Consider the following 22,378-nt stretch of genomic DNA (forward strand, 5'->3'; position numbering starts at 1 on the left):
CCGTGTCTCATAGCTTCAGCAGGTCGGCATCGTCGACCGAGGCCGAGTGGCGGGTCCGGAAGATGGTCATGATGATCGCCAGTCCCACAACAACTTCGGTGGCCGCGACGACCATGGTGAAGAAGGCGATGACCTGACCGTCGAGATTGCCGTGCATCCGGGCGAAGGTGACGAAGGTCAGGTTGCAGGCGTTGAGCATCAGTTCCACGCACATGAACACGACCACGGCATTGCGGCGGATCAGTACGCCGGATGCCCCGATCGTGAACAGCAGAGCCGAGACGTACAGGTAGTTCTCGGGATTCATGACCGCCGCCCACCGGCGCGATCCGACTTGGCCGACCCGAGGTTGGGGCCCGCCGGATCCCGGGGCTCGAGAACATCACTCACCGACAAATCGGAGAACGAGCCGTCGGGTAGCAGGGCCGGCATGTCGACGGCGTTGTGCCGGGCGTAGACACCGGGATTCGGCAGAGGGGTGCGGCGCCCGGCTTCGCGGAAGCGTCGGATGGAGAGCTCGCGCTGACTGTCCCGATCGCCGAGGCGTTCGCGGTGGGCCAGCACCATCGCTCCGATGGTCGCGGTGATGAGCAACGCGCCGGTGAGCTCGAACGCCCACAGGTACCGGACGAAGATCAGCTCGGCGAGTCCTTCGACGTTGCCTCCGGTCGCGGCCCCCGGTGAACGGTCCGACACCACCGTCGTCGAGTCGTCGACTCCGGCAAAGGCTGTGACCGTGGCACTTCCGATCCCCGCGATCAGCAAGATCCCGAATCCGAGCCCGGCGCAGATGGCGCCGAGTCGTTGTCCACGTAGTGTCTCGACCAGTGAATCGGACGAGTCCACCCCGACCAGCATGAGAACGAACAGGAACAGCATCATCACTGCGCCGGTGTAGACGACGATCTGGGCCACCCCAAGGAACAGTGCGCCCTGCGCGATGTAGAAGACCGCAACGATGATCATCGTCATGGCCAGGAACACTGCCGAGTACACAGCCTTGGTTGCGCACACCACACCCAGCGCGCCCAGGACGGCGACAGTGCCGAGTACCCAGAACTGGACCGCCTCACCTGTGGACGTACGGGTGAGCGACTCAGCTGCTAATGCCGGGTTCATTGCGGCACTTCGTTTGTGGCGATCACCGAGCCGCGGTAGTAGTCCTCGTCGGTGCTGCCCGGTTGCATCGGGTGGGGCGGTGACTCCATGCCCGGTTCGAGCGGGGCGAGGAGTTTGTCCTTGCCGTAGATGAGGTCGGCCCGGTTGTCGTCGGCCATCTCGTACTCGTTTGTCATGGTGAGGGCCCGGGTGGGGCACGCTTCGATGCACAGCCCGCATCCGATGCAGCGTAGGTAGTTGATCTGGTAGACGCTCCCGTACCGCTCACCGGGTGAGAAGCGTTGCTCTTCGGTGTTGTCCGCACCCTCGACGTAGATCGCGTCGGCAGGGCACGCCCAGGCGCACAGCTCGCAGCCGATGCACTTCTCGAGTCCATCGGCGTAGCGGTTGAGCTGGTGTCGCCCGTGATAACGCGCCGCCGTCGGAGCCTTCTCCTCCGGATACAACTCGGTGTTGTTCTTCTTGAACATCGACGAGAACGTGACCCCGAAGCCGGCAAGTGGTTCAAGCGGATTACGCATCGCTGCTCTCCTTCATCGGAACGGGTTGCGAGGCCTGTGTCGGCTCCGAACGTCTTGTGGCCGGTAATGCGGATCCGGTCTGTCCCCGCGATGTCTGGCCGGGCCGGCTCTGCCCGGTCAGTGGCGGCACCGGGAATCCTCCGGCCATGGGGTCGAACGGTGCGGAAAGGTCGGGGCCTGCGTTCGCCTCACCGGCTCGGCGTCGCTTGGAACGACTCATCGCCCAGAACACAGCCAGCAAGGCGATAGCAAAGACCACACCGGCGATGATGTCGACCACCGAACCGATGTCATGGCCCTCTACCCGCAGAGCACGGATGGTTGCGACGACCATGACCCATCCCAGTGACACCGGGATGAGGATCTTCCACCCCAGCGTCATGAACTGGTCGTAGCGCAGCCGCGGCAGCGTGGCCCGCAACCAGATGAAGAAGAAGAGGAAACCCCAGACCTTGGCGACAAACCAGATCAGCGGGACCCAGCCGGAGTTGGCGCCGTCCCAGATCGAAAGCGGCCACGGCGCATGCCATCCGCCGAGGAACATCGTTGCGGCGAGGGCCGATACCGTGGCCATGTTGATGTACTCCGCCAGCATGAACATGGCGAACCGCAGCGATGAGTACTCGGTATGGAAGCCGCCGACCAGTTCGCCTTCTGCCTCGGGGAGATCGAAGGGCGCCCGGTTGGTCTCGCCGACCATCGAGAACACATAGACGACAAACGAGGGCAGGAGGAGAAAGACGTACCAGGTGTCGAGTTGACCGTCGACTATCCCCGACGTGGACATGGTGCCGGCATGGAGGAAGACCGCCGCGAACGTCAAACCCATCGCGATCTCGTACGAGATGACCTGCGCCGTCGAACGCAACCCACCGAGGAGTGGATACGTTGAGCCGGAAGCCCATCCGGCGAGAACGATGCCGTACACACCCACCGAGGTGACGGCGAGGATGTACAGCACGGCCACCGGAAGATCGGTCAATTGAAGTGGGGTTCGGTGACCGAACACCGAGACCACCGGTCCGAACGGGACCACGGCAAACGCCATGATGGCCGGGATGACGGCGATGATCGGAGCGAGCAGATAGATCGGCTTGTCGATCCCGCGGGGAATGATGCCCTCTTTGAGGGCGAGCTTCACACCGTCAGCCAGGCTCTGGAGCAATCCCATGGGCCCCACACGGTTGGGTCCGACGCGGGTTTGCATCCACGCCATCACCTTTCGTTCAGCGAGAATGGCGACCAGCGTGGTCAGCAGCAGGAAGACGAAGACGATCAACGCCTTGGCGACGATGAGCCACCAGGGGTCGTGGCCGAACTCGGACAGGTCGTTCATGGCCGTACCCCTGCGTCCGCTCGGTACACCTTCACGATGCTGCCGATCGCCGGCCCGAGTTCGGCATAGACCTGGCTGCCCGGCGAATTGAGCGGCAGCCAGACCACCCGGTCGGGCATGTCGACCGTGTCCACCGGGAGAGTGATGGCCCCACGGCCCGTGCTGACCGTGACGAGATCGTCTGCCGCGAGGCCATTCTCGACAGCGGTGACCGCCGACATGCGTGCCACCGGTCGCCGAGCGGTACCCGCGAGGTGGGGCTCACCGTCTTGCAGACGACCGGAGTCGAGCAACAAGCGCCAGCCGGTCAGGATGGCCTCGCCACGCCGAGCTGTGGGCAGTTCTGCCGCAGAGGTGTCGGGAGCTGGGGCGCCGGCACCCGACCAGGCTCCGAGACCGGCCAGCTCAGCTCGGGCTCTACCGGGGTCGGGGAGCCCGAGATCCATACCCATCTGCCGCGCGATTGCATCGAGGACACGGAGATCGGGCATCGAGTCGGTGGCGGGAAGTGCGGTTGCGAACGATCTGGGGCGTCCCTCCCAGTCCACGAAAGTGCCGCTCTTCTCGACCACCGGTGCCACCGGAAACACCACGTCGGCGCGATCGGTGACGTCGCTGGTCCGCACTTCCAGACTCACGACAAAGGGCGCGGTGTCCAGTGCGGAGCGTGCGGCGTCAGGGTCGGGAAGGTCGTCGAGTTCGACACCGCCCACGAGCAGCGCCCCCAGTGACCCGGCACCCGCCGCCGCCAGGATCTGACCGGTGTCCAAGCCGGGTTCCTGCGGCAGATCGGGCCCCCACACGGATGCGAGCTCTGCGCGTGCCTCGGGGTCGGCCACGGGCCGCCCGCCCGGCAGAAGACCGGGCAGAGCACCGACTTCCAGTGCGCCACGGTCACCGGCTCTGCGGGGGATCCAGGCGAGTCTGGCGCCGGTCGCACGGGAAAGAGCGGCCGCCGCCGACAGTGCGCCGCGCACCGACGCGAGGCGTTCGCCGACCACGATGATGGAGCCGGGCCGGGCGAGGGGAGCCGAGTCGGTCAGCGCCGTGAGTGCGCCGGGTTCGTCGCCCGGTACCACCGGGATGACCCGGGCCGACAGCTTCTCCAGGCCGCGGCTGCGGTAGGGCGCGATGGCCTGCACCGCCATTCCCCTCGTGCGCACCGCTTTGCGCAGTCGGAGAAACACGATCGGCGATTCCTCTTCGGGTTCGAAGCCGGCGAGTAGTACCGAGGGCGCGTTCTCGAGGTCGGTGTAGGTGACGTCCAGGAGACGTCCGGCCACGTGGGCCGCCAGGAACTGTGCTTCCTCGACCGAATGGTCGCGGCTACGGAAATCGATGTTGTTGGTGTGCAGCCCTGTTCGAGCGAACTTGGCGTAGGCATACGCGTCCTCGACCGTTGCGCGTCCACCGACGAGAACCCCGGCCCGACCGCGGGCCGCCCGCAGTCCGCGTGCGGCGATGTCCAGCGCATGCGACCAGGATGCCGGCACCAACTCTCCGTCCGCGTCGCGGATGAGGGGTGTGGTGATGCGATCGCGAGCAGTGGCATAGGTGAATGCCCATCGGCCTTTGTCGCAGTTCCACTCTTCGTTCACCTCTGGGTCGTCCCCGGCCAGTCGGCGCATCACTTTGCCCCGCCGATGATCGGTGCGCTGTGCGCAACCGCTTGCGCAGTGCTCACAGACGCTGGGGCTGGAAACGAGGTCGAACGGCCGGGCGCGGAAGCGATACGCCGCACCCGTCAATGCCCCCACCGGACAGATCTGCACGGTGTTACCCGAGAAATAGGACTCGAATGGTTCGTCTGCCGCGATCCCCACCTGCTGCTGGGCTCCTCGTTCGAGGAGATCGATGAACGGGTCGCCGGCGACCTGTTCGGAAAACCGGGTGCACCGTGCGCACAGTACGCACCGCTCGCGGTCGAGCAGCACCTCGCTCGACAGTGGAATCGGTTTGGGGAAGGTACGTTTGACTCCCTCGAAGCGAGACTCCGCCCGCCCGGTGGACATCGCCTGGTTCTGTAGCGGGCACTCACCGCCCTTGTCGCACACCGGGCAGTCCAGCGGGTGGTTGATCAGGAGCAGTTCCATCACCCCACGCTGGGCCTTCTCCGCAATCGGCGAGGTGATCTGAGTGCGCACCACCATGCCCTCGGTTGCCGTGGTGGTGCAGGAGGCGAGGGGTTTGCGTTGACCCTCCACCTCCACCAGGCATTGCCTGCATGCCCCGACCGGTTCGAGCAGGGGATGGTCGCAGAACCTCGGGATCTGTACGCCGATCAGTTCAGCGGCGCGAATCACCAAGGTGCCCTTGGGCACACTGAGCTCGACGCCATCGATGGTGATCGTCACGAGATCGAGGGCCGCCGAGCCCCCCGACGCCGGGCTGTTGTCGACGGCCGTCATCGCGCACCTGCGTTCATGGGAGCACCTGCAGACGCGAACAGTGTTGCTCGCTCCGGATCGAACGGGCAGCCGCCGTGTTCGGCATGGGCCACGTACTCGTCACGGAAGTATTTGAGAGACGACATGATCGGGCTGGCTGCACCGTCACCGAGAGCGCAGAACGACTTGCCGAGAATGCTGTCGGAGATGTCGAGGAGTTTGTCGAGATCGGCTTCGGAACCGCTGCCGCTCTCCAGATCTCGGAGTATCTGCACCAGCCAATAGGTGCCCTCGCGGCAGGGAGTGCACTTTCCACACGACTCGTGGGCATAGAACTCGGTCCACCGCAAGACCGCGCGGACGATGCAGGTGGTCTCGTCGAAGATCTGTAAGGCCTTGGTGCCCAGCATCGATCCGGCTGCGCTGACGCCTTCGTAGTCCAGGGCGACGTCGAGGTGCTCGTCGGTGAAGATCGGGGTGGACGAGCCACCGGGGGTCCAGAACTTGAGTTGGTGTCCGGCGCGAACACCGCCTGCGTAGTCGAGCAGCTCGCGCAGCGTGATGCCCAACGGTGCCTCGTACTGTCCCGGTTGTGTCACATGGCCGGACAACGAGTACAGGGTGAACCCCGGCGACTTCTCACTCCCCATCGATCGGAACCACTCGTTGCCGTACTGGATGATCGGCGGCACGCTGGCGATGGACTCGACATTGTTGACCACGGTGGGGCTGGCGTAGAGGCCCGCGACGGCGGGGAAAGGTGGACGCAGACGCGGTTGTCCGCGGCGCCCTTCCAGCGAATCGAGCAGCGCGGTCTCCTCACCACAGATGTAGGCGCCGGCGCCGGCGTGCACCACCACGTCGAGATGGAAACCACTGCCGAGGATGTTGTCGCCGAGGTATCCGGCGGCGTATGCCTCGGCGACGGCGTTGTGCAATCGGCGTAATACCGGGACCACCTCGCCGCGCACGTAGATGAAAGCGTGTGCCGCACGAATGGCATACGCGGCGATGATGATCCCCTCGATCAGCACGTGTGGGGTGGCGAGGAGGAGCGGCATGTCCTTGCACGTGCCCGGTTCGGATTCGTCGGCGTTGACCACGAGGTAGTGGGGTTTGCCGTCGCCCTGGGGAATGAACGACCACTTCATCCCGGTGGGGAATCCGGCCCCTCCTCGTCCTCGCAACCCCGACTCCTTGATCGTCGCGATGACCGTGTCGGGTTCCATCGCCAGTGCCTTCGAAAGCGCTTGGTAGCCCTCGTGTTCGCGGTAGGTGTCGAGCGTCCAGGATTCGGGCTCGTCCCAGTAGCGGCTCAGAACCGGTGCCAGCGGCATCTCACACCTCCTTGCTGTCCGTGGTCGCAGTGTGATCGCGCGGTTGCGCATCCGGCGCCGGTGCCGGCTTGTCTGCGGCCGTCCGGGATGCTTCGGCTTCATCTGCCGCAGCGGTACGGCCCGCGTCGGGGGATGCATTGTTCGGAAGGTCTGGGCGACCGGTGGCGGGGGCCTGCATACCCCGGTCCCTGGCGATGAGGAGGCCGGCCAGGCTGGGATCACCGGCACTCCCGGCAGCATCCGAGCTACCAGGCCGGGCATCTGGGAAACCTGCCAGAATGCGGGCTGTTTCGCGAAAGGTGCACAGCGGCGCACCCCGTGTAGGGGTGACCTGTTCGCCTGAACGCAATGCGTCCACAAGCTCGCGGCCCGACTCCGGCGTCTGATTGTCGAAGAACTCCCAGTTCACCATCACCACGGGTGCGAAGTCGCACGCCGCATTGCACTCGAGATGTTCGAGCGTGATCGAGCCGTCCGCAGTGGTGCCTCCCGGCGACACCCCGAGATGGTCGATGAGGTCGGCAAGGATCGCATCACCGCCCATGACCGCGCACAAGGTGTTGGTGCAGACCCCGACCAGGAAATCCCCGGTAGGTTGCCGGCGGTACATCGAGTAGAACGTGGACACCGCGGTCACCTCCGCCGGCGTCAGCTCGAGAAGCCCTCCGCAGAAGGCGATCCCGGCCGGCGTGATGTATCCGTCCTCGCTCTGGACCAGGTGCAGCAGCGGCAGCAGTGCGGACCGCGCATCGGGATATCGGGCGATGATCTCGCGGGCATCCGGCTCGAGCCGGGCCACCACATCGGCGGGATAGCGCTGCTCCGGCGGCACCGGATCACCGAAGGTGAGGAAGACGGGCTCAGCAGTCATCGGTCCACTCCGCCCATCACGGGGTCGATGCTCGCGACCGCAGCGATCACGTCCGAGATCATCCCGCCCTCGCACATGGCAGCCACCGCTTGCAGATTGGTGAAGGAGGGGTCGCGGAAGTGCACCCGGTACGGTCGGGTCCCGCCGTCACTGACCATGTGCACACCCAGCTCCCCCGGGGCGATTCGACCGACACGTACACCTGGCCCGGCGGCACCCGCATGCCCTCCGTGACCAGTTTGAAATGGTGGATGAGCCCCTCCATCGACGAGCCCATGATCTCGGCGATGTGTTCGCGTGAATTGCCCAACCCGTCGCTGCCCACAACAAGATCGGCAGGCCATGCGATCTTCTTGTCCTCCACCATGATCGGGCCGGGACGCAATCGGTCGAGGCATTGCTCGACGATCTTCAGGGACTCTTTCATCTCCTTGACACGAATCAGGTAACGACCGTAGGAATCGCACGCCGCATCGGTGATCACGTCGAACTCATAGTTCTCGTAACCGCAGTACGGCGCAGACCGTCGGAGGTCGTGCGCCAGACCGGTCGCGCGGAGAATGGGGCCGGTGACCCCCAACGCCATACAGCCGGTGAGGTCCAGGTAGCCGATCCCCTGAGTGCGTGCCTTCCAGATGTAGTTCTCGCTCAACAGGTCTTCCATGTCCCGTAGTCGCCCGGGGAGCACCTCGAGAACTTCGCCGATCTTTTCCACCGCCCCGTCGGGCAGATCTTGAGCCAGACCACCCGGCCGGATGAAGGCGTGATTCATCCGCAATCCGGTGATCATCTCGAAGATGTCGAGGATCAGTTCGCGCTCACGAAAGCCGAACAGCATGGCGGTCACCGCGCCGAGTTCCATGCCGCCGGTCGCCAGCGCGACCAGATGCGAGGAGATGCGATTCAACTCCATCAGCAACACCCGGATCACGTTCACCCGTTCCGGTATCTGATCGGTGATGTCGAGGAGCTTCTCCACGCCCAGGCAGTAGGCGGTTTCGTTGAAGAACGGCGACAGGTAGTCCATCCGGGTCACGAACGTGACACCTTGCGTCCAGTTGCGGAACTCGAGATTCTTCTCGATGCCGGTGTGAAGGTAGCCGATGCCGCAGCGGGCCTCCGTGACCGTTTCCCCTTCGAGTACCAGGATCAACCGCAGCACACCGTGAGTCGAGGGATGCTGCGGCCCCATGTTCACCACGATGCGTTCCTCGCCGGACTCAGCGGCCGAACTCACGATGTGGTCCCAGTCCTGGCCTGTGGCAGTGAACAGGTTGCTGCCCGTGTCGATGTTGTCGCTCATCAGTTGTAGGACCTCCGCTGATCAGGCGGCGGTATGCGCGCGCCCTTGAACTCCACAGGAATTCCACCGAGGGGGTAGTCCTTGCGCTGTGGATGTCCCGCCCAGTCGTCCGGCATCTCGATCCGCGTCAGTGACGGATGGCCGTCGAAGACGATGCCGAAGAAGTCGTAGGTCTCGCGTTCATGCCAGTCGGTGGTGGGGTAGATCGCGTGCAGTGAAGGGATGTGCGGATCGGCGTCGGGAACGGCGACCTCGAGCCGGACTCGCCGGTTATGGGTGATCGACATGAGCGGATAGACCGCGTGGAGTTCGCGGCCGGTCTCGTCGGGGTAGTGAACTCCATTGACACCCAGGCACAGCTCGAAACGCAACTTCCGGTCGTCTCGCAGTGTCTGTGCGATCACCGGCAGATGCGCGGGAAAAACATGCAGGGTGAGTTCCTCGCGGTAGACCACGATCTTCTCGAGGGCGTCGTTGATCCCGACAGGTGTGTCGACCTCTTCCAGCGCCTGCCCGAGGGTGTCCACCACCTCGTCGAAGTAGCCACCGTACGGACGAGGAGTGCTGCCCGGCAGGGTGATCGGCCGGATGAGGCGACCGTAACCAGACGTGTCGCCGCTGCCGCGTACGCCGAACAGCCCCCGACGGACACCGATGACCTCGCCGGGAGCGTCGTCGCGGGTGGGCCGGTCATCTGGCGGCGTCATCGCAGCAACCCCTTCATCTCGATGGTGGGGGTGGCGGTGAGTGCTGCGGCCTCAGCGGCTTTGACGGCCTCCACCCGGTCGACCCCGAGCGGCATGTCCTGGATCTTCTCGTGCAGCTTGAGGATGGCGTGCAACAGCATCTCGGGCCGCGGCGGACAGCCGGGCAGGTAGATGTCGACCGGCACGACGTGGTCGACGCCCTGCACGATCGCGTAATTGTTGAACATGCCGCCCGATGAAGCGCAGACACCCATGGCCAGAACCCATTTGGGTTCAGCCATCTGGTCGTAGATCTGCCGTAGCACCGGTGCCATCTTCTGGCTGACCCGGCCGGCGACGATCATCAGGTCAGCCTGCCTCGGCGACGCCCGGAAGGCTTCCATGCCGAACCTGGCGATGTCGAAGCGCCCACCGCTGGTGGCCATCATCTCGATTGCGCAGCAGGCCAATCCGAAAGTGGCGGGCCACAGGGAGCCCTTGCGCATGTATCCGGCGAGACCTTCGACGGTGCTCAGCAGGAACCCGCTCGGCAGCTTCTCTTCGAGTCCCATGGTGGTTACTCTCTTTTCGAATGTGTCCAGCAGACAATCAATCCCAGCTCAGGCCGCCCCGCCTCCATTCGTACGCGTAGGCAACCGAAACGTTGAAGATGAACAGCGCCATGGCAATCAAGCCGAACAAGCCGAGCGAGTCGAAGTAGATCGCCCACGGGTACAGGAAGACGATCTCGATGTCGAAGATGATGAAGAGCATGGCTGTGAGGTAGTACTTGACGGGTATGCGCTGACCGGCAGATAGCCCGGCGCTCCCAGAGTCTTTGCCTCGCAGGGGGTTCGGAATGGGTTCTATCCCGCATTCATACGCTTCGAGTTTGGCACGGTTGTAGCGACGGGGCCCCACCGCCGAGGCGAGCATTGCCGAGAAGACCGCGAAGGCGGCGGCGATGGCACCGAGAACGAGGATCGGCACGTAGAGATTCATGGCACCGATTCCTCCTTTCCCGCGAGTGGCGGTGGAGCGGCGGTCATCGACCGGGCGGACGGGCGCGCTGTCCGAGGGTGCGACCGCACATGGGCTGTGTGTGATCTGAGACACACGCTACTCGTGAGACCTCGGTGCCCGGCAGGGTTCTCGCGGTGACACGGGTTGTCGATTTGTCATCCCAGTTATCTCGATCGTGCATAAATGTGCACGGAGACAGCGGAGTCAGAGGGAGGGACGCAGGACTTCCACAACGGCCTGGGTGAGGGTGAACGGATCAAGAGGCCGAGGGACAACCGCCTCGGCCTGCGACCAGTTGGCAAGCCAACTGTCCTCGGCACGGCCGGTCAGAACGACCACGGGAGGGCAGCGGTCCACCTCGTCTTTGAGTTGTTTGGCGATACCCATGCCGCCCGCGGGAGACGCCTCACCATCGAGGATGACCAGATCGATGCCGCCCTCGTCCATCCTGGCTTGCACGGCGGGCTGAGTTGCCAACTCGACATAGGTGAACGGGGCGAGTCCGGAAGGGGGTGGTCGCCCAGGGCCTCGATGACCTGCCGGCGGGTGGCAGCGTCGCTGCTGTAGACCAGAACCCGCAGCACATCAAGGCGATTGGAACGCGACGGTGCCTCTGTCACCAGGCCGATGCTACGCGCCGGGCACTGTCAGGAGCGGGCAGTTGATGAATCTGCGGAGCCGCTGGCAGTCACGTCGCCATCGGGCCCCGAGGTGGTGACTCCTTCGGCCCGGCGGGCACGTCGTTCGCCGGCCACCAGAACGCCTTGCGCTGCAACACCGAGAGAGCAGGCACCAGCGTGGGTGCCATCACAAGCGATGCGAGCAGGACACCGATCGCGACTCCCGCGCCGAGCTCCTTCAGGTTGTCGAGTCCGGTGAGTGTGAGCGAGGCGAAGGTCAGCGCCAAGATGGTGCCCGCCGCCGCGACCGTCGGACCGTCGTTGGCGATCGCTATCCGCGCCGCGTCCGGAGGTGAATGGCCGTCGCGGAACTCCTCTCGCAACCGCTCGGCGAGCAGGATGTTGTAGTCGGTGCCGATTGCGACCACGAACAGATAGAGGACGATCGGCGTCGAGAAGTCGATACCTGCGAGGCCGGCGGCGTGCAGGAAGACGATGACAAGAGCGCCGAGTGTGGCGGCGAAAGTGAGCCCGACACAGATGAGCAGGTTGATCGGTGCGAGAACCGACATCAGGAGCAGTCCGAGGATCACACCGACGATCACCACGGCCACCGGGAACACCAGACCGGTGTCGGAACCGAGCTGTTTGCGCACGTCGACCAAGGTCGATGTCTGTCCGCCGACGTAGACCTCGGCCCCGGGGATCGAATCGTGTGCTGTCTGCCGCACAGGGCCTTCCACCGTGTCGAGAGCGTCGGTTGTGTACGGACTCTGGGTCAAGATGACGTTGATCAGGGCGGCCGTGCCGTCCTGACTGATCCTGGGTGGCTGCACCGACGCCACGCCGGGGACCTTCGCAAGGTCTGCCTCGAGCGTGGCCAACTGGTCCTGTGGGACCGGGCCAGGTGTCTTGACGTACACCTGGGTGGGGCTCAGGGCCCCTGGGGGCAATGAGTCGGCAAGCGTGTCGAACGCCTGCTGAGACGGTGTGTCCGAGGGCATCTCGGCCAGGGTGTCGTAGGTGGCCTTGTATCCGGTGCTGAAAACCGCCAGCACGATCAGGCCCGCCGCCACCGTGCCGACCACGATGATCGGTCGGCCGCCCACGAATCGGCCGATCCCGGCGAATGGCGAGCGTCTGGGGTCGTGGCCCGGTCCGAGGGGCCAGAAGAGGTGGCGATGCAGGATGGTGAAAATGGCGGGGATGAGCGTCAGCGCGGTCATCAACATGACTGCCACGGCGATGATCAGACCTGGTGCCAGCGAACTGAGTGAGCCCAGCTTGGCGAGGAACAGCGCGGAGAAGGCCCCGATCACCGTCAGTGCCGAGGACGCGACCACCCGGCCGACAACTCGAGTCGAGAGAATGATCGCCGGATTGTGAGAGTCGCCCTGCCGCAACTCCTCCCGGTAACGGAAGAGCAGGAAGACGATGTAGTCGGTGCCGACACCGAAGAGCACGACCACCAGGATCGCGTCGAGGGTGGTGCTCACCTCGAAGTCGAAAAGGCTTGCCGCCATGGCTGTCACACCACGAACAGCGATGAAGACCACACCGATCACGACGATGGGCAGGATCGCGATGATGGGACTGCGGAACACCAGCCCGAGTGTGAGCAGGATGATCACCACCGTCGCAATGGTGATGACCTGCTCGGCATCAGCGTAGGCAGCGTTGCTGTCGACAGATATCGCGGCGTTGCCGGTGAGACCCGCTGTGAGCCCGGTGCCTTCGAGGTCCTTGGTGGCGTCGTCGCGCACATCGGCCACCGCATCGTTCACCGTCTCGTCACCGGGCTGCCCGGCGAAGGTCACCTGGAGTGCGGCCACCTTGCCGTCCGGCGAGAACGATTGAGGACTGCCGACGACACTCGTGACGCCGGGAATCTTGGCGTCCTGCAACGTTGTTGCCAAACCCAGGGCGGTCTGTTGATCATCCGGTGTCAGCGGGGCACCGTCCGGACGAGATACCACCAGGCTGCCGGTGGCCCCGGCCGTGGCCGGAAAGTACTCGTCACCCAACTCCTGAGCGTGGACCGATTCGAACGACGATGGCAGGAAGTCTTGCTGATTGTTGCTCGTGCGGTCCTCGAGGTTGGGCGAGAACAGGATGATCAACACTGCGATGACCACCCAACCGGCGATGAACCGCCACGGATGAGCGACAACTGTGCGGGCGATGACAGCGAACATGGGTACTTCCGTCTGAGAGTCAGGGCACGTACATGCTCGCTCCGCGTCTCGCAATCTTGCGCGAGTGCGGTCGCAAGATGTCGCCCGGGTCGAAGCGGGAAAAGCATATCGCCTGGCGGCGGGCGAAGGGGGAGAATCCTTTGCATGACCAACCCCAACGATGTGACCGGGTCACATGAAGTCGTCGTCGCCCATACCGAGGACAGCATCACCACCTGGACGCTCAACATGCCCGAAGCGCGCAACCCCATCTCAGGCGACGAGGTCGTGTCCCGGATGGTGGACCTGGCCGCGGCCGCCAACGCAGACCGGAACGTACGAGTGGTGATCCTCACCGGAGCGGGGTCGGCGTTCTCGGCCGGTGGCAATGTCAAGGACATGGTGGACCGGGTCGGCATGTTCGGCGGCAGTCAGGCCGACATCCAGCACGGGTACACCAGCGGGATACAGCGGCTGACGCGGGCGATCTACGGTTGCGAGGCGCCGATCATCGCAGCGGTGAACGGACCTGCAGTGGGCGCCGGATGTGATCTGGCGTTGATGGCAGACATGCGAATCGCCTCGGAGAACGCCTTTTTCGCGGAGAGCTTTGTGAAGCTGGGCCTGATTCCAGGCGATGGTGGAGCATGGCTGCTGCCGCGTGCGGTGGGTGCGGCGCGCGCCGCGGAGATGGCCTTCACCGGAGACCGCGTGGATGCGGCGACCGCGCTGGAGTGGGGACTCGTGTCGCGGGTGGTGGCCGCCGACGCCCTCATGGACACCGCCCGACAGCTGGCCGCTCGCGTGGCCTCGAACCCACCGAATGCATTGCGTCTCACGAAGAAGCTGTTACGCGAAGCGGATACGCAACACCTCGGCGGCATCCTGGAGTTGTCGGCCGCCATGCAGGCGATCTCGCACGGCACGGCTGATCATCGCGAAGCGCTGTCCGCCTTTGTCGAACGTAGGCCCGGGCAGTTCACGGGAGACTGACGGGCCACCTCAAACCCGTTCACGCACAGAGCGGCTGCCCCCAGTGCGGTGGCAGCCGCCTGAGCGGATCGATCGGGTCAGAGCAATTCGAGGATGGTCGCGTTGGCCATGCCGCCGCCCTCGCACATCGACTGCAGTCCGTACTGGATGCCCTGCGCCCGCATCCGGTGGATCATCGTGGTCATCAGTCGTGCACCAGACCCGCCCAGCGGGTGGCCGAGCGCCATGGCTCCGCCGTCCGGATTGAGCAGCTTGTAGTCGGCGCCCGTGCTCTTCTGCCAGCCGAGGGACACCGACGCGAACGCCTCGTTGATCTCGAAGGTGCCGATCTGGTCGATGGACATTCCGGCGCGCTGCAACACCTTCGCGGTGGCCGGGATCGGGCCTTTCAGCATCGTGATCGGGTCGGCGCCCACCACCGCCACCGAATGCACGCGGGCGATGGGGGTCCATCCGTACACCGATGCAAGTTCGCTGGTGGTGACCAGCAGCGCGGCGGCGCCGTCGGAGATCTGAGAGGCGTTGCCGGCGGAGATCACCCCGTCTTCCTTGAACGGTGTCTTGAGTCCCGCCAGCTTCTCGAGTGTGCCGCCTCGGCGAACCCCCTCGTCGGTGGTGACCACGGTTGTGGTGCCGTCTTCGGCCGTGACGGTGATGGGTGCGATCTGATCGACGAAACGTCCTTCGTCGATGGCATTGCCCGCCCTTTCGTGGGAGTCGAGGGCGTGCTGGTCCAGATCTGTTCTGCTCAGCCGAATTCCTCGGCGATCATCTCCGCGCCGATACCCTGATTGAACACGAAGTTGTCGTAACGCTTGCGCACCATCGGCCCAAAGGGTTCGCCGTGTTCGCCACTGGCACGGGCCGCACCCATCACCACACGCGACATCGACTCCACACCGCCGGCAACGGCCACGTCATAGTGGCCCGCGACAACTCCGGCCGCAGCCAGATGTACTGCCTGCTGCGAAGATCCGCACTGGCGGTCCACGGTGAGCCCAGGCACCGACTCGGGCCAGCCGGCAGCCAGTACCGAATACCGGCCGATGCAGCCGGCCTGTTCACCGACCTGGGAAACGCATCCCCAGATCACGTCGTCCACCCGTTCGGGATCGAGGCCGTTACGGGCGGCGAGCGCCTGCAACACCTGGGCGGACAAATCGACCGGGTGAATACCGGACAGGCCGCCGTTACGTTTGCCGACTGGACTTCGAACGGCATCGACGATCACTGCATCACGCATTGTTTGTTCTCCTGCTGTTTCGGATCACTGAGATGGGACGGGCTTTCAGATGCCCAGGGATTTGGCGATGATGGTCTTCATGACTTCGCTTGTGCCACCGTAGATCCGCGACACACGCGTGTCCGCATAAAGACGGGCGATGGGGTATTCGGTGACGTACCCGTATCCGCCGTGCAGTTGCAGGCACTTGTCGATCACCCGCCCCGCACCCTCGGTGCAGAACAGCTTGACCTTGGCCGCATCGGCCACGGTGAGGTCACCCGAATCGTGGAGCTCGAGCGCGCGGTCGGCCATCAGCACGATGGCTTCGACGTCGGTGGCGCACTCGGCGAGTACGAACTTGGTGTTCTGGAAAGCCGCCAGCGGCTTACCGAAGATGTTGCGGTCCTTGACGTAGTCCAGCGCATGGCGCAACGCGGCCTGGGCGGCGGCCGACGACTGCAATGCGATCGTCAGGCGTTCCTGCGCGAGGTTGTGGGTGAGGTAGTTGAAGCCCTCGCCCTCCTCACCGAGGCGGTCTTCTACCGGGACGCGAACGTTGTCGAACGAGAGTTCGGCAGTATCAGAGGCCTTGAGCCCGATCTTCTGCAGCTTGCGTCCCACCGAGTATCCCTGCGATGTGGTGTCGACACACAGGATGCTCAGACCGCCGCGTCGGTTCTCGGGGGTGCTCGCCGCCGTTCGGCAGACCACCAGGACAAGATCGGCAAGCGCGCCGCCGGTGATGAAGGTCTTGGCACCGTTGAGGAGATAGTGGCTGCCGTCATCGGACAGCTTGGCAGTCGTTGCGATGTTGGCCAGGTCCGAGCCGGTGCCGGGTTCGGTCATCGCGATCGACGTCATGATGTCGCCAGAGATGAATCCGGGAAGCCAGCGCTTCTTCTGTTCGTCGGTTGCGTACTTCACCAGGTACGGCAGGATGAGGTTCGAGTGAACCGAGTAGGTGCCGAACGTGACACCTGCGCGTGCCGCCTCTTCGGTGACCACGGCACTGAACTTGAAGGTGTTCGCTCCACCTCCGCCGAACTCTTCGGGCGCCTCGATTCCGAGGATGCCCATCTCGCCGAGACGGCGATAGAAGTCGCGGGGCGGATGGCCCTGCTCCTCCCATTCGTGGTGCACCGGTGCGACTTCGCGTGCGATGAAGTCGCGCACCACCTTTCGGAAAGCTTCATGTTCTTCGTCGAACACCGTGCGGAGCATTGCTCCTCCATCTTCAAGTGCACCGATCGCGGTCGGTCCGCGACGCAAGGTTCACTTAGCAAACTAGAACACCAGGTGATGGAGGGTGAGTGCTATCGCCGGAATCGGGGCCCGAAACTCACATGGATGAGTCTCGGGCCCCAACCGGTCAGCCGAGTGGGATCTGGGTGGTGCCGTTGTTGAAGCAGCCGCTCCAGGTCTGGAAGTCCCCGGCGAAGCTGATCCCGTCAGTGCACTGGACCCGGTTCTGGCCGTCGACCACCACAGTCGCTCCCGGCCCCGCGATACCGATGGACAACCCCGGATTCACACCCTGCATCTCAACAACCGCCCCTGGTCCCAGCGCGATGGCAGCCGGACCTGAGAAGTTGTTGCCGGTGGACACGGCGACGCCGCCATCTGCGGTGATGGCGAGTGTCAGGCCGGTCGGACCCGAGGACGAGTAGCAGTTCGCACCTGCGCTGGTCTGGCCGGGCAGGCTCGGGCAGATCTCGGGAGCGGCGGTGGCGGTAGGTGCGGCGGCGAAGGTGAGGGCGGCGGCACCCGCGCCTGCTGCTGCGGCGGCGACGACGGACTTGCGAGTGAAACGAATCATTCTCGAGCTCCTTTTTCGATGCGGCATTTTGTGACGACTACCACACGTGTTCGGAGCCGAAACAAAGCTGGATTGCTTGGGTGTGAGAAAAGTCGAAAAAGGTGGTTCGGGGCTCGGGATTCTCGTCGTTGCGCGGTCTGTAGGGCGAGCGTTTGACGGTTAGCTGCGGCGCTGACGGCCTGCTCGCGAATCTCGCCGATGCTCGGTCTGCAGACCGAGCGTTTGCCGGTTGGCGGAGCGGCCCGAATGTTCGCCGACGCGCAGCCGTCAGTCACGCGACCCCATCTGCGACAGGACAGCCAGATCACTCGATGGCAAAACCGAATGCGTCAGATCCACGGGTGCATCGCGAGAGCACCCCGCGGGTTTGTGACGGGCCGCAATCCCATCCGCTGACCTGCTGCTGAGTTCCTGTCGCGATCTTCGGGCCGTACTCTCTGGCGACCGGCATCACTGCGGCGCAGTCCACGCCGCTGCCGGCGAAGATGACGACCTGTAGCGCGCCGTCGGGACCATTGACCGTCTCGCACCGGACGCCTTCGATGGCGGGAAGTCGCTTCGAGTCGGGAATCGAGGTGGCCGGCGGCAATGACGGGCCGGGTACGGCGGGTGCGTTCGAGTTCTCGGTCGACGGCGTGCGCGATGAGGTGGTGCCGGGCTCGGCCGGAGAACTCGAACCGATCGCGGCGCTGCCCGAACTCTTCGCGGCCGACGAATTGCCAGGCGCGGCCGAGTCGTCCCCGCCGCAGGCGGAAAGCGTGACGACCGCGCCCGTGACGATCACCAATGGTCCGGCAAGACGGAGAAGAGCGGTACGCATGGGGCAACCGTAGCGAACCGCATCCCGGCCCACATGACGGCGACGCATCCACCGCGTCAGGTGATGCCCGCCACTCCAGCCGCCCGGTGTGACGCGTTCTATCTTTTTGCACCCGACAGAAAAGTTGCAGAACTCTGCAAGTTCCGTACGGTGGAAGTCATGCAAGAAATGGGCTTACGCGAATCCAAGAAGGCAGCCACGCGGCTGGCTCTGGCGACTGCGGTGCTCCGTCATGCGTCGGACGGCGGCCTCGAGTCGGTGTCCGTGGAGACCGTCGCTGCCGAGGTCGGAGTATCCGCAAGAACTTTCCACAACTACTTTCCGAGCAAAGAAGATGCGCTGATCTATTTCGTCGGCGTCATGCTCGACCGCCTGGCCGATCTGATCGAGTCGCGACCCGGGGGAGAGGTGCTGTGGGACTCGGTCGAGTACGCCCTGACCGAGATCGCCTGCGACACCGAAGCCGATCCGGGGCAGTTCCTGACCCTGATCCGTCTGCTCGAGACCGAGCCGACACTGGCCGACCACAAACACAGTGACGGACTGGCCGCGGAACAGAAGGCCCGGTTCGAGTCGGTGGTCGGATGCCGCGGTGAATCCACCGACTTGGGCCGGTACGAGCGCGTGGTCTTCGGGAACGCGTTGGTGACCCTGCGTGTGGGGTTGGAGATGTGGAGCGAAGGGCTCGCCCCGCACACCGACCTCCGTGAATTCCTCGGCGAAGCATTCCGTCTCACCAAGTGCGGCTTGTCCCGCCCGATGTCGACACCAAATCCCTGACCTGACGCCTACCGGCGCACCCAAACCTCCCGAAGACCCACTGGAAGGACCAGCACATGGCCACTTATCTCTATCGAATAGGCAAATGGGCCTATTTGAACAAGTTCAAGATGATCGCGATCTGGCTACTCGTGCTGGTCGCGATGGGTGTGGCGGCCGCAACGCTGTCGAAGCCCAATTCCGAGAGCTTCTCGATTCCTGGCATTCCGTCGGAAAAAGCTCAGAATCAGATGGTCGAGGCCTTCCCGGAAAAGCCGAAGTTCTCCGAGGACACGTCGGTCAAGTACGTGGTGAAGGCCCCGGAGGGTTCGAATCTGAACACTCCGCAGAATCAGGCCACCATCAACGCCATGGTCGAGCAGATGAAGCAGTTCGACAAGGTCAAGCAGCCTGAGTCGATCGTCAACCCATTCGAGACCTACGGCACACCAGATCGTCCCGGGCCCGGCTGGAACGCGGTCACCGAGTTCCAGTCCCAGCAGTTCGGGAAGTCGCCCGTCGAAGCGGCGGCCGACGCGCAGGCCGGGTCACCGATCAACAAAGACCAGACCATGGCCCAGCTCGCTGCGTCCTTCGACGTCGAGGCCAGCGCGGATGTGAGCGCAAAGGCTCACGAACAGATGGAAGACGTTGCCGATCAAGCGCGCCAGGGAGGCCTCACGGTCGAGATGTCGGGTACGGCCCTGCCTCAACCCGCAATCGGTCTCACCTCTGAGCTCATCGGTATGGGCGTCGGTGCGATCGTCATGATCCTCACCTTCGCGTCGCTGGTCGCCTGGGGCATGCCGCTCATCACCGCAATCGTCGGTGTTGTGATCGGCATGATGGGAGTCACGGCAGCCACGTTCTTCTTCGATCTCAGCTCGGAGACCCCGATCCTCGCGACGATGATCGGTCTCGCGGTCGGCATCGACTACGCGCTGTTCATCCTCTCCCGCTACCGGCATGAGGTGCACACCTCCAAGTCTCGTGCCGAAGCAGCCGGAAAGGCCGTCGGCACAGCGGGTTCGGCCGTTGTCTTTGCCGGTGCGACCGTGTTCATCGCGCTCGCAGCCCTTTTCATCGTCAACATCCCGTTCCTCACGGCGATGGGCCTGGCCGCGGCCGGCACGGTGCTGGTAGCCGTCCTCGTCGCGCTCACGTTGCTGCCTGCGATCCTCGGTCTCTTCGGCGGCAAGGTGTTCGCCGGCCGGATCAAGGCCCTCAACGCACCTGATGTGACGCCCTCCGATCCGGCGCGCCGCCACAACGGACAGCGTTGGATCAACCAGGTGGTCAAGCGCCCCGCGCTCTTCGCGATCGCACCGATCATCCTGCTCGCGCTGATCGCACTTCCGATGGCCGGTCTGAAGTTGGCTCTGCCCAACGACGGCAGCGGAGACCCCAGCACCACACAGCGCAAGGCGTACGAGCTGGTGGCCGAGGGCTATGGTCCGGGCCAGAACAACCCGTTTGTGGTTGTTGTCGACGGCAGCGCCATCGCGGACGAGACGCAGCGGATCGACGCGTTCAACGGTCTGGTCAACCAGATCAAGGGCGTCGACGATGTCGCCACGGCGCTGATCAGCCCCGGCGACGTGAACGCGTCCGGCGACACCGCGATCATCTCGGTGCTCCCTGCGAGTTCGTCGGGAGAAGAGGCCACACAGCAGCTCGTGAAGGATCTGCGAGGCCTGGAATCGAGTGTCACCGAGTCGACCGGACTCACCTACGGTGTCACCGGGCAGACGGCGATCGAGATCGATGTGTCCGATCAGCTCAGCTCGGCTCTGATCCCGTACCTGATCGTGGTGGTCGGACTGGCGTTCATCTTGTTGATGATCGTGTTCCGCTCGATCCTGGTTCCGCTGACCGCCGCACTGGGCTTCCTGCTCAGCGTGGGCGCCACCTTCGGTGCCACGGTGGCGATCTTCACCAATGGTGACCTCGGGCTGATCGGTAATCCGCAGCCTCTGGTCAGCTTCTTGCCGATCATGCTGATCGGCGTGGTGTTCGGACTCGCGATGGATTACCAGGTGTTCCTGGTGACCCGGATGCGTGAGGCGTACGTCCACGGTTCGTCGGCCAAGGATGCGATCGTGTCGGGCTTCAGTCACAGTGCCCGCGTGGTGGCAGCCGCAGCCGCCATCATGATCTCGGTGTTCGCGGCGTTCATGTTGCAAGAGATGGTGTTCATCAAGGCGATGGGATTTGCGCTGGCGATCGCGGTGTTCTTCGACGCCTTCATCGTCCGCATGACGCTGATCCCGGCCGTGCTCGCCCTCCTGGGCGACAAGGCGTGGTCGCTGCCCAAGTGGCTGGACAAGATCCTGCCCAACGTCGACATCGAGGGCGAGAAGCTCAACAAGACGCTTGCCGCCGAGCAAGCGGAAATCGACAGGCGTGAACAAGTGTCCGTCTGATCGTCGTCGCGCACAACACTCACCCCACCAGCTCGCTGAGCTGGTGGGGTGAGTTCGTTTGTTGGAGAGTATCTCTCGGCTAGGGCCCAGCTATGGTGCTCAACTCGGCATAGTCAGCGTCGGACAGCTGCACGCCGGCGCCGGCAGCGTTGTCGCGCAGGTGGGTGACCGATGAGGTGCCAGGGATCAGCAGGATGTTCGGTGAACGCCGGAGGAGCCACGCCAGAGCAACCGACATCGGTGTCGCGTCGAGCCGAGTCGACACCGAGCTCAGCACCGCCGACTGCAACGGGCTGAAGCCGCCGAGGGGAAAGAACGGTACGTAGGCGATGCCATCGGTGTTCAACGAGTCGATCAGCTCGTCGTCATGTCGATTGGCCACGTTGTAGAAGTTCTGGACGCAGACGATCGGCGCGAGCGCGCGCGCCTCGGCGACCTGGTCAGGTGTCACATTGCTGAGCCCGAGGTGCCGGATCAGCCCGTTCTGCTGCAACTCCGCCAGGGTCGTAAAGGCCTCTTCGATGGATCCCGACTCCGGGCCCGCGGGACTTCCCACCCGCAGATTGACCACGTCGACCACGTCGAGTCCGAGATTCTCGAGATTGGAATGGACGCTGTCGCGCAGCTGCTGAGGCGATCGAGCCGGCGGCCAGCCGCCCTGGGCGTCACGATGCGCCGACCTTCGTGATGACGCGGAGCGAGTCTGGGTACGGGTGAAGTGCCTGTCTGATGAGCTGATTGGTGATGTAGGGCCCGTACGCGTCGCTGGTGTCGATGTGGGTGATGCCCAGCTCCACCACCTCGCGCAGGACGCTGACTGCAGCGCTGCGGTCGGCCGGAGGTCCCATCACGCCGGGGCCTGCCAGTTGCATTGCGCCGTAGCCGAAACGGGTGAGCTCGAGCTGATCGGTGAGCGGAAAGACCCCGCCGGGAAGTTGTGTTGCGTTTGTCATGTCCCCACCGTG

Annotated in this window: 19 protein-coding genes and 3 pseudogenes; 3 read left to right on the forward strand and 19 right to left on the reverse strand. The window is 64.3% G+C overall.

From position 1 onward, the window contains the following. Positions 1-7: 7 nt before the first annotated feature. The 13 genes and pseudogenes from nuoK to MVA47_RS06460 form a co-directional block, all read right to left on the reverse strand. Positions 8-307 carry an NADH-quinone oxidoreductase subunit NuoK gene (gene nuoK, locus MVA47_RS06400; RefSeq protein WP_247207151.1) on the reverse strand — a complete coding sequence of 100 codons (300 nt, stop codon included), beginning with the start codon at positions 305-307 and terminating at the stop codon, positions 8-10. Next, positions 304-1,119, reverse strand: coding sequence for an NADH-quinone oxidoreductase subunit J (locus MVA47_RS06405; protein WP_247207152.1), 816 nt, complete (start codon positions 1,117-1,119; stop codon positions 304-306). Before MVA47_RS06405 ends, nuoK begins: the two co-directional genes overlap by 4 nt. Next, positions 1,116-1,640 (reverse strand): NADH-quinone oxidoreductase subunit NuoI, encoded by a 525-nt coding sequence (gene nuoI / locus MVA47_RS06410; RefSeq protein ID WP_247207153.1) that lies wholly within the window; start codon positions 1,638-1,640, stop codon positions 1,116-1,118. The genes MVA47_RS06405 and nuoI overlap by 4 nt, the downstream gene beginning before the upstream one ends. Then, positions 1,633-2,976 carry an NADH-quinone oxidoreductase subunit NuoH gene (gene nuoH / locus MVA47_RS06415; RefSeq protein WP_247207154.1) on the reverse strand — a complete coding sequence of 448 codons (1,344 nt, stop codon included), beginning with the start codon at positions 2,974-2,976 and terminating at the stop codon, positions 1,633-1,635. Before nuoH ends, nuoI begins: the two co-directional genes overlap by 8 nt. After that, the gene (locus tag MVA47_RS06420; RefSeq protein WP_247207155.1) at positions 2,973-5,384 is read right to left on the reverse strand and encodes an NADH-quinone oxidoreductase subunit G; all 2,412 of its coding nucleotides are present in this window, start codon (positions 5,382-5,384) and stop codon (positions 2,973-2,975) included. The genes nuoH and MVA47_RS06420 overlap by 4 nt, the downstream gene beginning before the upstream one ends. Beyond that, the gene (gene nuoF / locus MVA47_RS06425) at positions 5,381-6,700 is read right to left on the reverse strand and encodes an NADH-quinone oxidoreductase subunit NuoF (protein WP_247207156.1); all 1,320 of its coding nucleotides are present in this window, start codon (positions 6,698-6,700) and stop codon (positions 5,381-5,383) included. The genes MVA47_RS06420 and nuoF overlap by 4 nt, the downstream gene beginning before the upstream one ends. Position 6,701: 1 nt before the next feature. Continuing rightward, positions 6,702-7,571 carry an NADH-quinone oxidoreductase subunit NuoE gene (gene nuoE, locus MVA47_RS06430; RefSeq protein ID WP_247207157.1) on the reverse strand — a complete coding sequence of 290 codons (870 nt, stop codon included), beginning with the start codon at positions 7,569-7,571 and terminating at the stop codon, positions 6,702-6,704. Further along, positions 7,568-8,763 (reverse strand): annotated as a pseudogene (gene nuoD / locus MVA47_RS06435) (NADH dehydrogenase (quinone) subunit D). The gene nuoE and the pseudogene nuoD overlap by 4 nt, the downstream one beginning before the upstream one ends. Before the next feature lie 110 nt (positions 8,764-8,873). Then, complete coding sequence (locus MVA47_RS06440) at positions 8,874-9,581, reverse strand: NADH-quinone oxidoreductase subunit C (protein WP_247207158.1); 708 nt, start codon at positions 9,579-9,581, stop codon at positions 8,874-8,876. Next, entirely contained in the window at positions 9,578-10,132 is a 555-nt protein-coding gene (locus MVA47_RS06445) for an NADH-quinone oxidoreductase subunit B family protein (protein ID WP_030168726.1), read from the reverse strand. Before MVA47_RS06445 ends, MVA47_RS06440 begins: the two co-directional genes overlap by 4 nt. Positions 10,133-10,169: 37 nt before the next feature. Further along, the gene (locus tag MVA47_RS06450; protein ID WP_030168728.1) at positions 10,170-10,562 is read right to left on the reverse strand and encodes an NADH-quinone oxidoreductase subunit A; all 393 of its coding nucleotides are present in this window, start codon (positions 10,560-10,562) and stop codon (positions 10,170-10,172) included. A 225-nt stretch (positions 10,563-10,787) separates the two neighbouring features. Continuing rightward, positions 10,788-11,203: pseudogene (locus tag MVA47_RS06455) on the reverse strand (hypothetical protein). Positions 11,204-11,271: 68 nt separating this feature from the next. Further along, positions 11,272-13,398 carry an MMPL family transporter gene (locus MVA47_RS06460; protein WP_247207159.1) on the reverse strand — a complete coding sequence of 709 codons (2,127 nt, stop codon included), beginning with the start codon at positions 13,396-13,398 and terminating at the stop codon, positions 11,272-11,274. A gap of 144 nt (positions 13,399-13,542) precedes the next feature. Here MVA47_RS06460 and MVA47_RS06465 point away from each other — a divergent pair, with 144 nt between their 5' ends. Beyond that, complete coding sequence (locus MVA47_RS06465) at positions 13,543-14,370, forward strand: crotonase/enoyl-CoA hydratase family protein (protein ID WP_281504680.1); 828 nt, start codon at positions 13,543-13,545, stop codon at positions 14,368-14,370. 77 nt (positions 14,371-14,447) lie between these two features. Here MVA47_RS06465 and MVA47_RS06470 read toward each other — a convergent pair. The 4 genes and pseudogenes from MVA47_RS06470 to MVA47_RS06485 all read right to left on the reverse strand — a co-directional run bounded on the left by MVA47_RS06470 (position 14,448) and on the right by MVA47_RS06485 (position 18,231). Then, positions 14,448-15,613 (reverse strand): annotated as a pseudogene (locus MVA47_RS06470) (acetyl-CoA C-acyltransferase). A gap of 45 nt (positions 15,614-15,658) precedes the next feature. Further along, entirely contained in the window at positions 15,659-16,816 is a 1,158-nt protein-coding gene (locus MVA47_RS06475) for an acyl-CoA dehydrogenase family protein (protein WP_247207160.1), read from the reverse strand. 148 nt (positions 16,817-16,964) lie between these two features. After that, complete coding sequence (locus tag MVA47_RS06480) at positions 16,965-17,411, reverse strand: DUF6764 family protein (protein ID WP_062795053.1); 447 nt, start codon at positions 17,409-17,411, stop codon at positions 16,965-16,967. Between the two features lie 304 nt (positions 17,412-17,715). Continuing rightward, entirely contained in the window at positions 17,716-18,231 is a 516-nt protein-coding gene (locus MVA47_RS06485) for a hypothetical protein (protein WP_247207161.1), read from the reverse strand. 159 nt (positions 18,232-18,390) lie between these two features. Here MVA47_RS06485 and MVA47_RS06490 point away from each other — a divergent pair, with 159 nt between their 5' ends. Next, positions 18,391-19,011, forward strand: coding sequence for a TetR/AcrR family transcriptional regulator (locus tag MVA47_RS06490; RefSeq protein ID WP_247207162.1), 621 nt, complete (start codon positions 18,391-18,393; stop codon positions 19,009-19,011). Positions 19,012-19,067: 56 nt separating this feature from the next. Beyond that, on the forward strand, positions 19,068-21,413 hold the full coding sequence (locus MVA47_RS06495) for an MMPL family transporter (protein ID WP_247207163.1): 2,346 nt from the start codon (positions 19,068-19,070) through the stop codon (positions 21,411-21,413). Positions 21,414-21,492: 79 nt separating this feature from the next. On the opposite strand, the gene MVA47_RS26670 is transcribed toward MVA47_RS06495, so the two are convergent. Together MVA47_RS26670 and MVA47_RS26675 are read right to left on the reverse strand one after the other, a co-directional pair. Then, positions 21,493-22,152 carry an oxidoreductase gene (locus MVA47_RS26670; protein WP_308280624.1) on the reverse strand — a complete coding sequence of 220 codons (660 nt, stop codon included), beginning with the start codon at positions 22,150-22,152 and terminating at the stop codon, positions 21,493-21,495. Then, a complete protein-coding gene (locus MVA47_RS26675) occupies positions 22,079-22,366 on the reverse strand; it encodes an aldo/keto reductase (RefSeq protein WP_281504681.1) in 288 nt (95 codons plus the stop codon). Before MVA47_RS26675 ends, MVA47_RS26670 begins: the two co-directional genes overlap by 74 nt. Positions 22,367-22,378: the final 12 nt, after the last annotated feature.

It is taken from the genome of Williamsia sp. DF01-3 (assembly GCF_023051145.1).
Taxonomy (GTDB): Bacteria; Actinomycetota; Actinomycetes; order Mycobacteriales; family Mycobacteriaceae; genus Williamsia.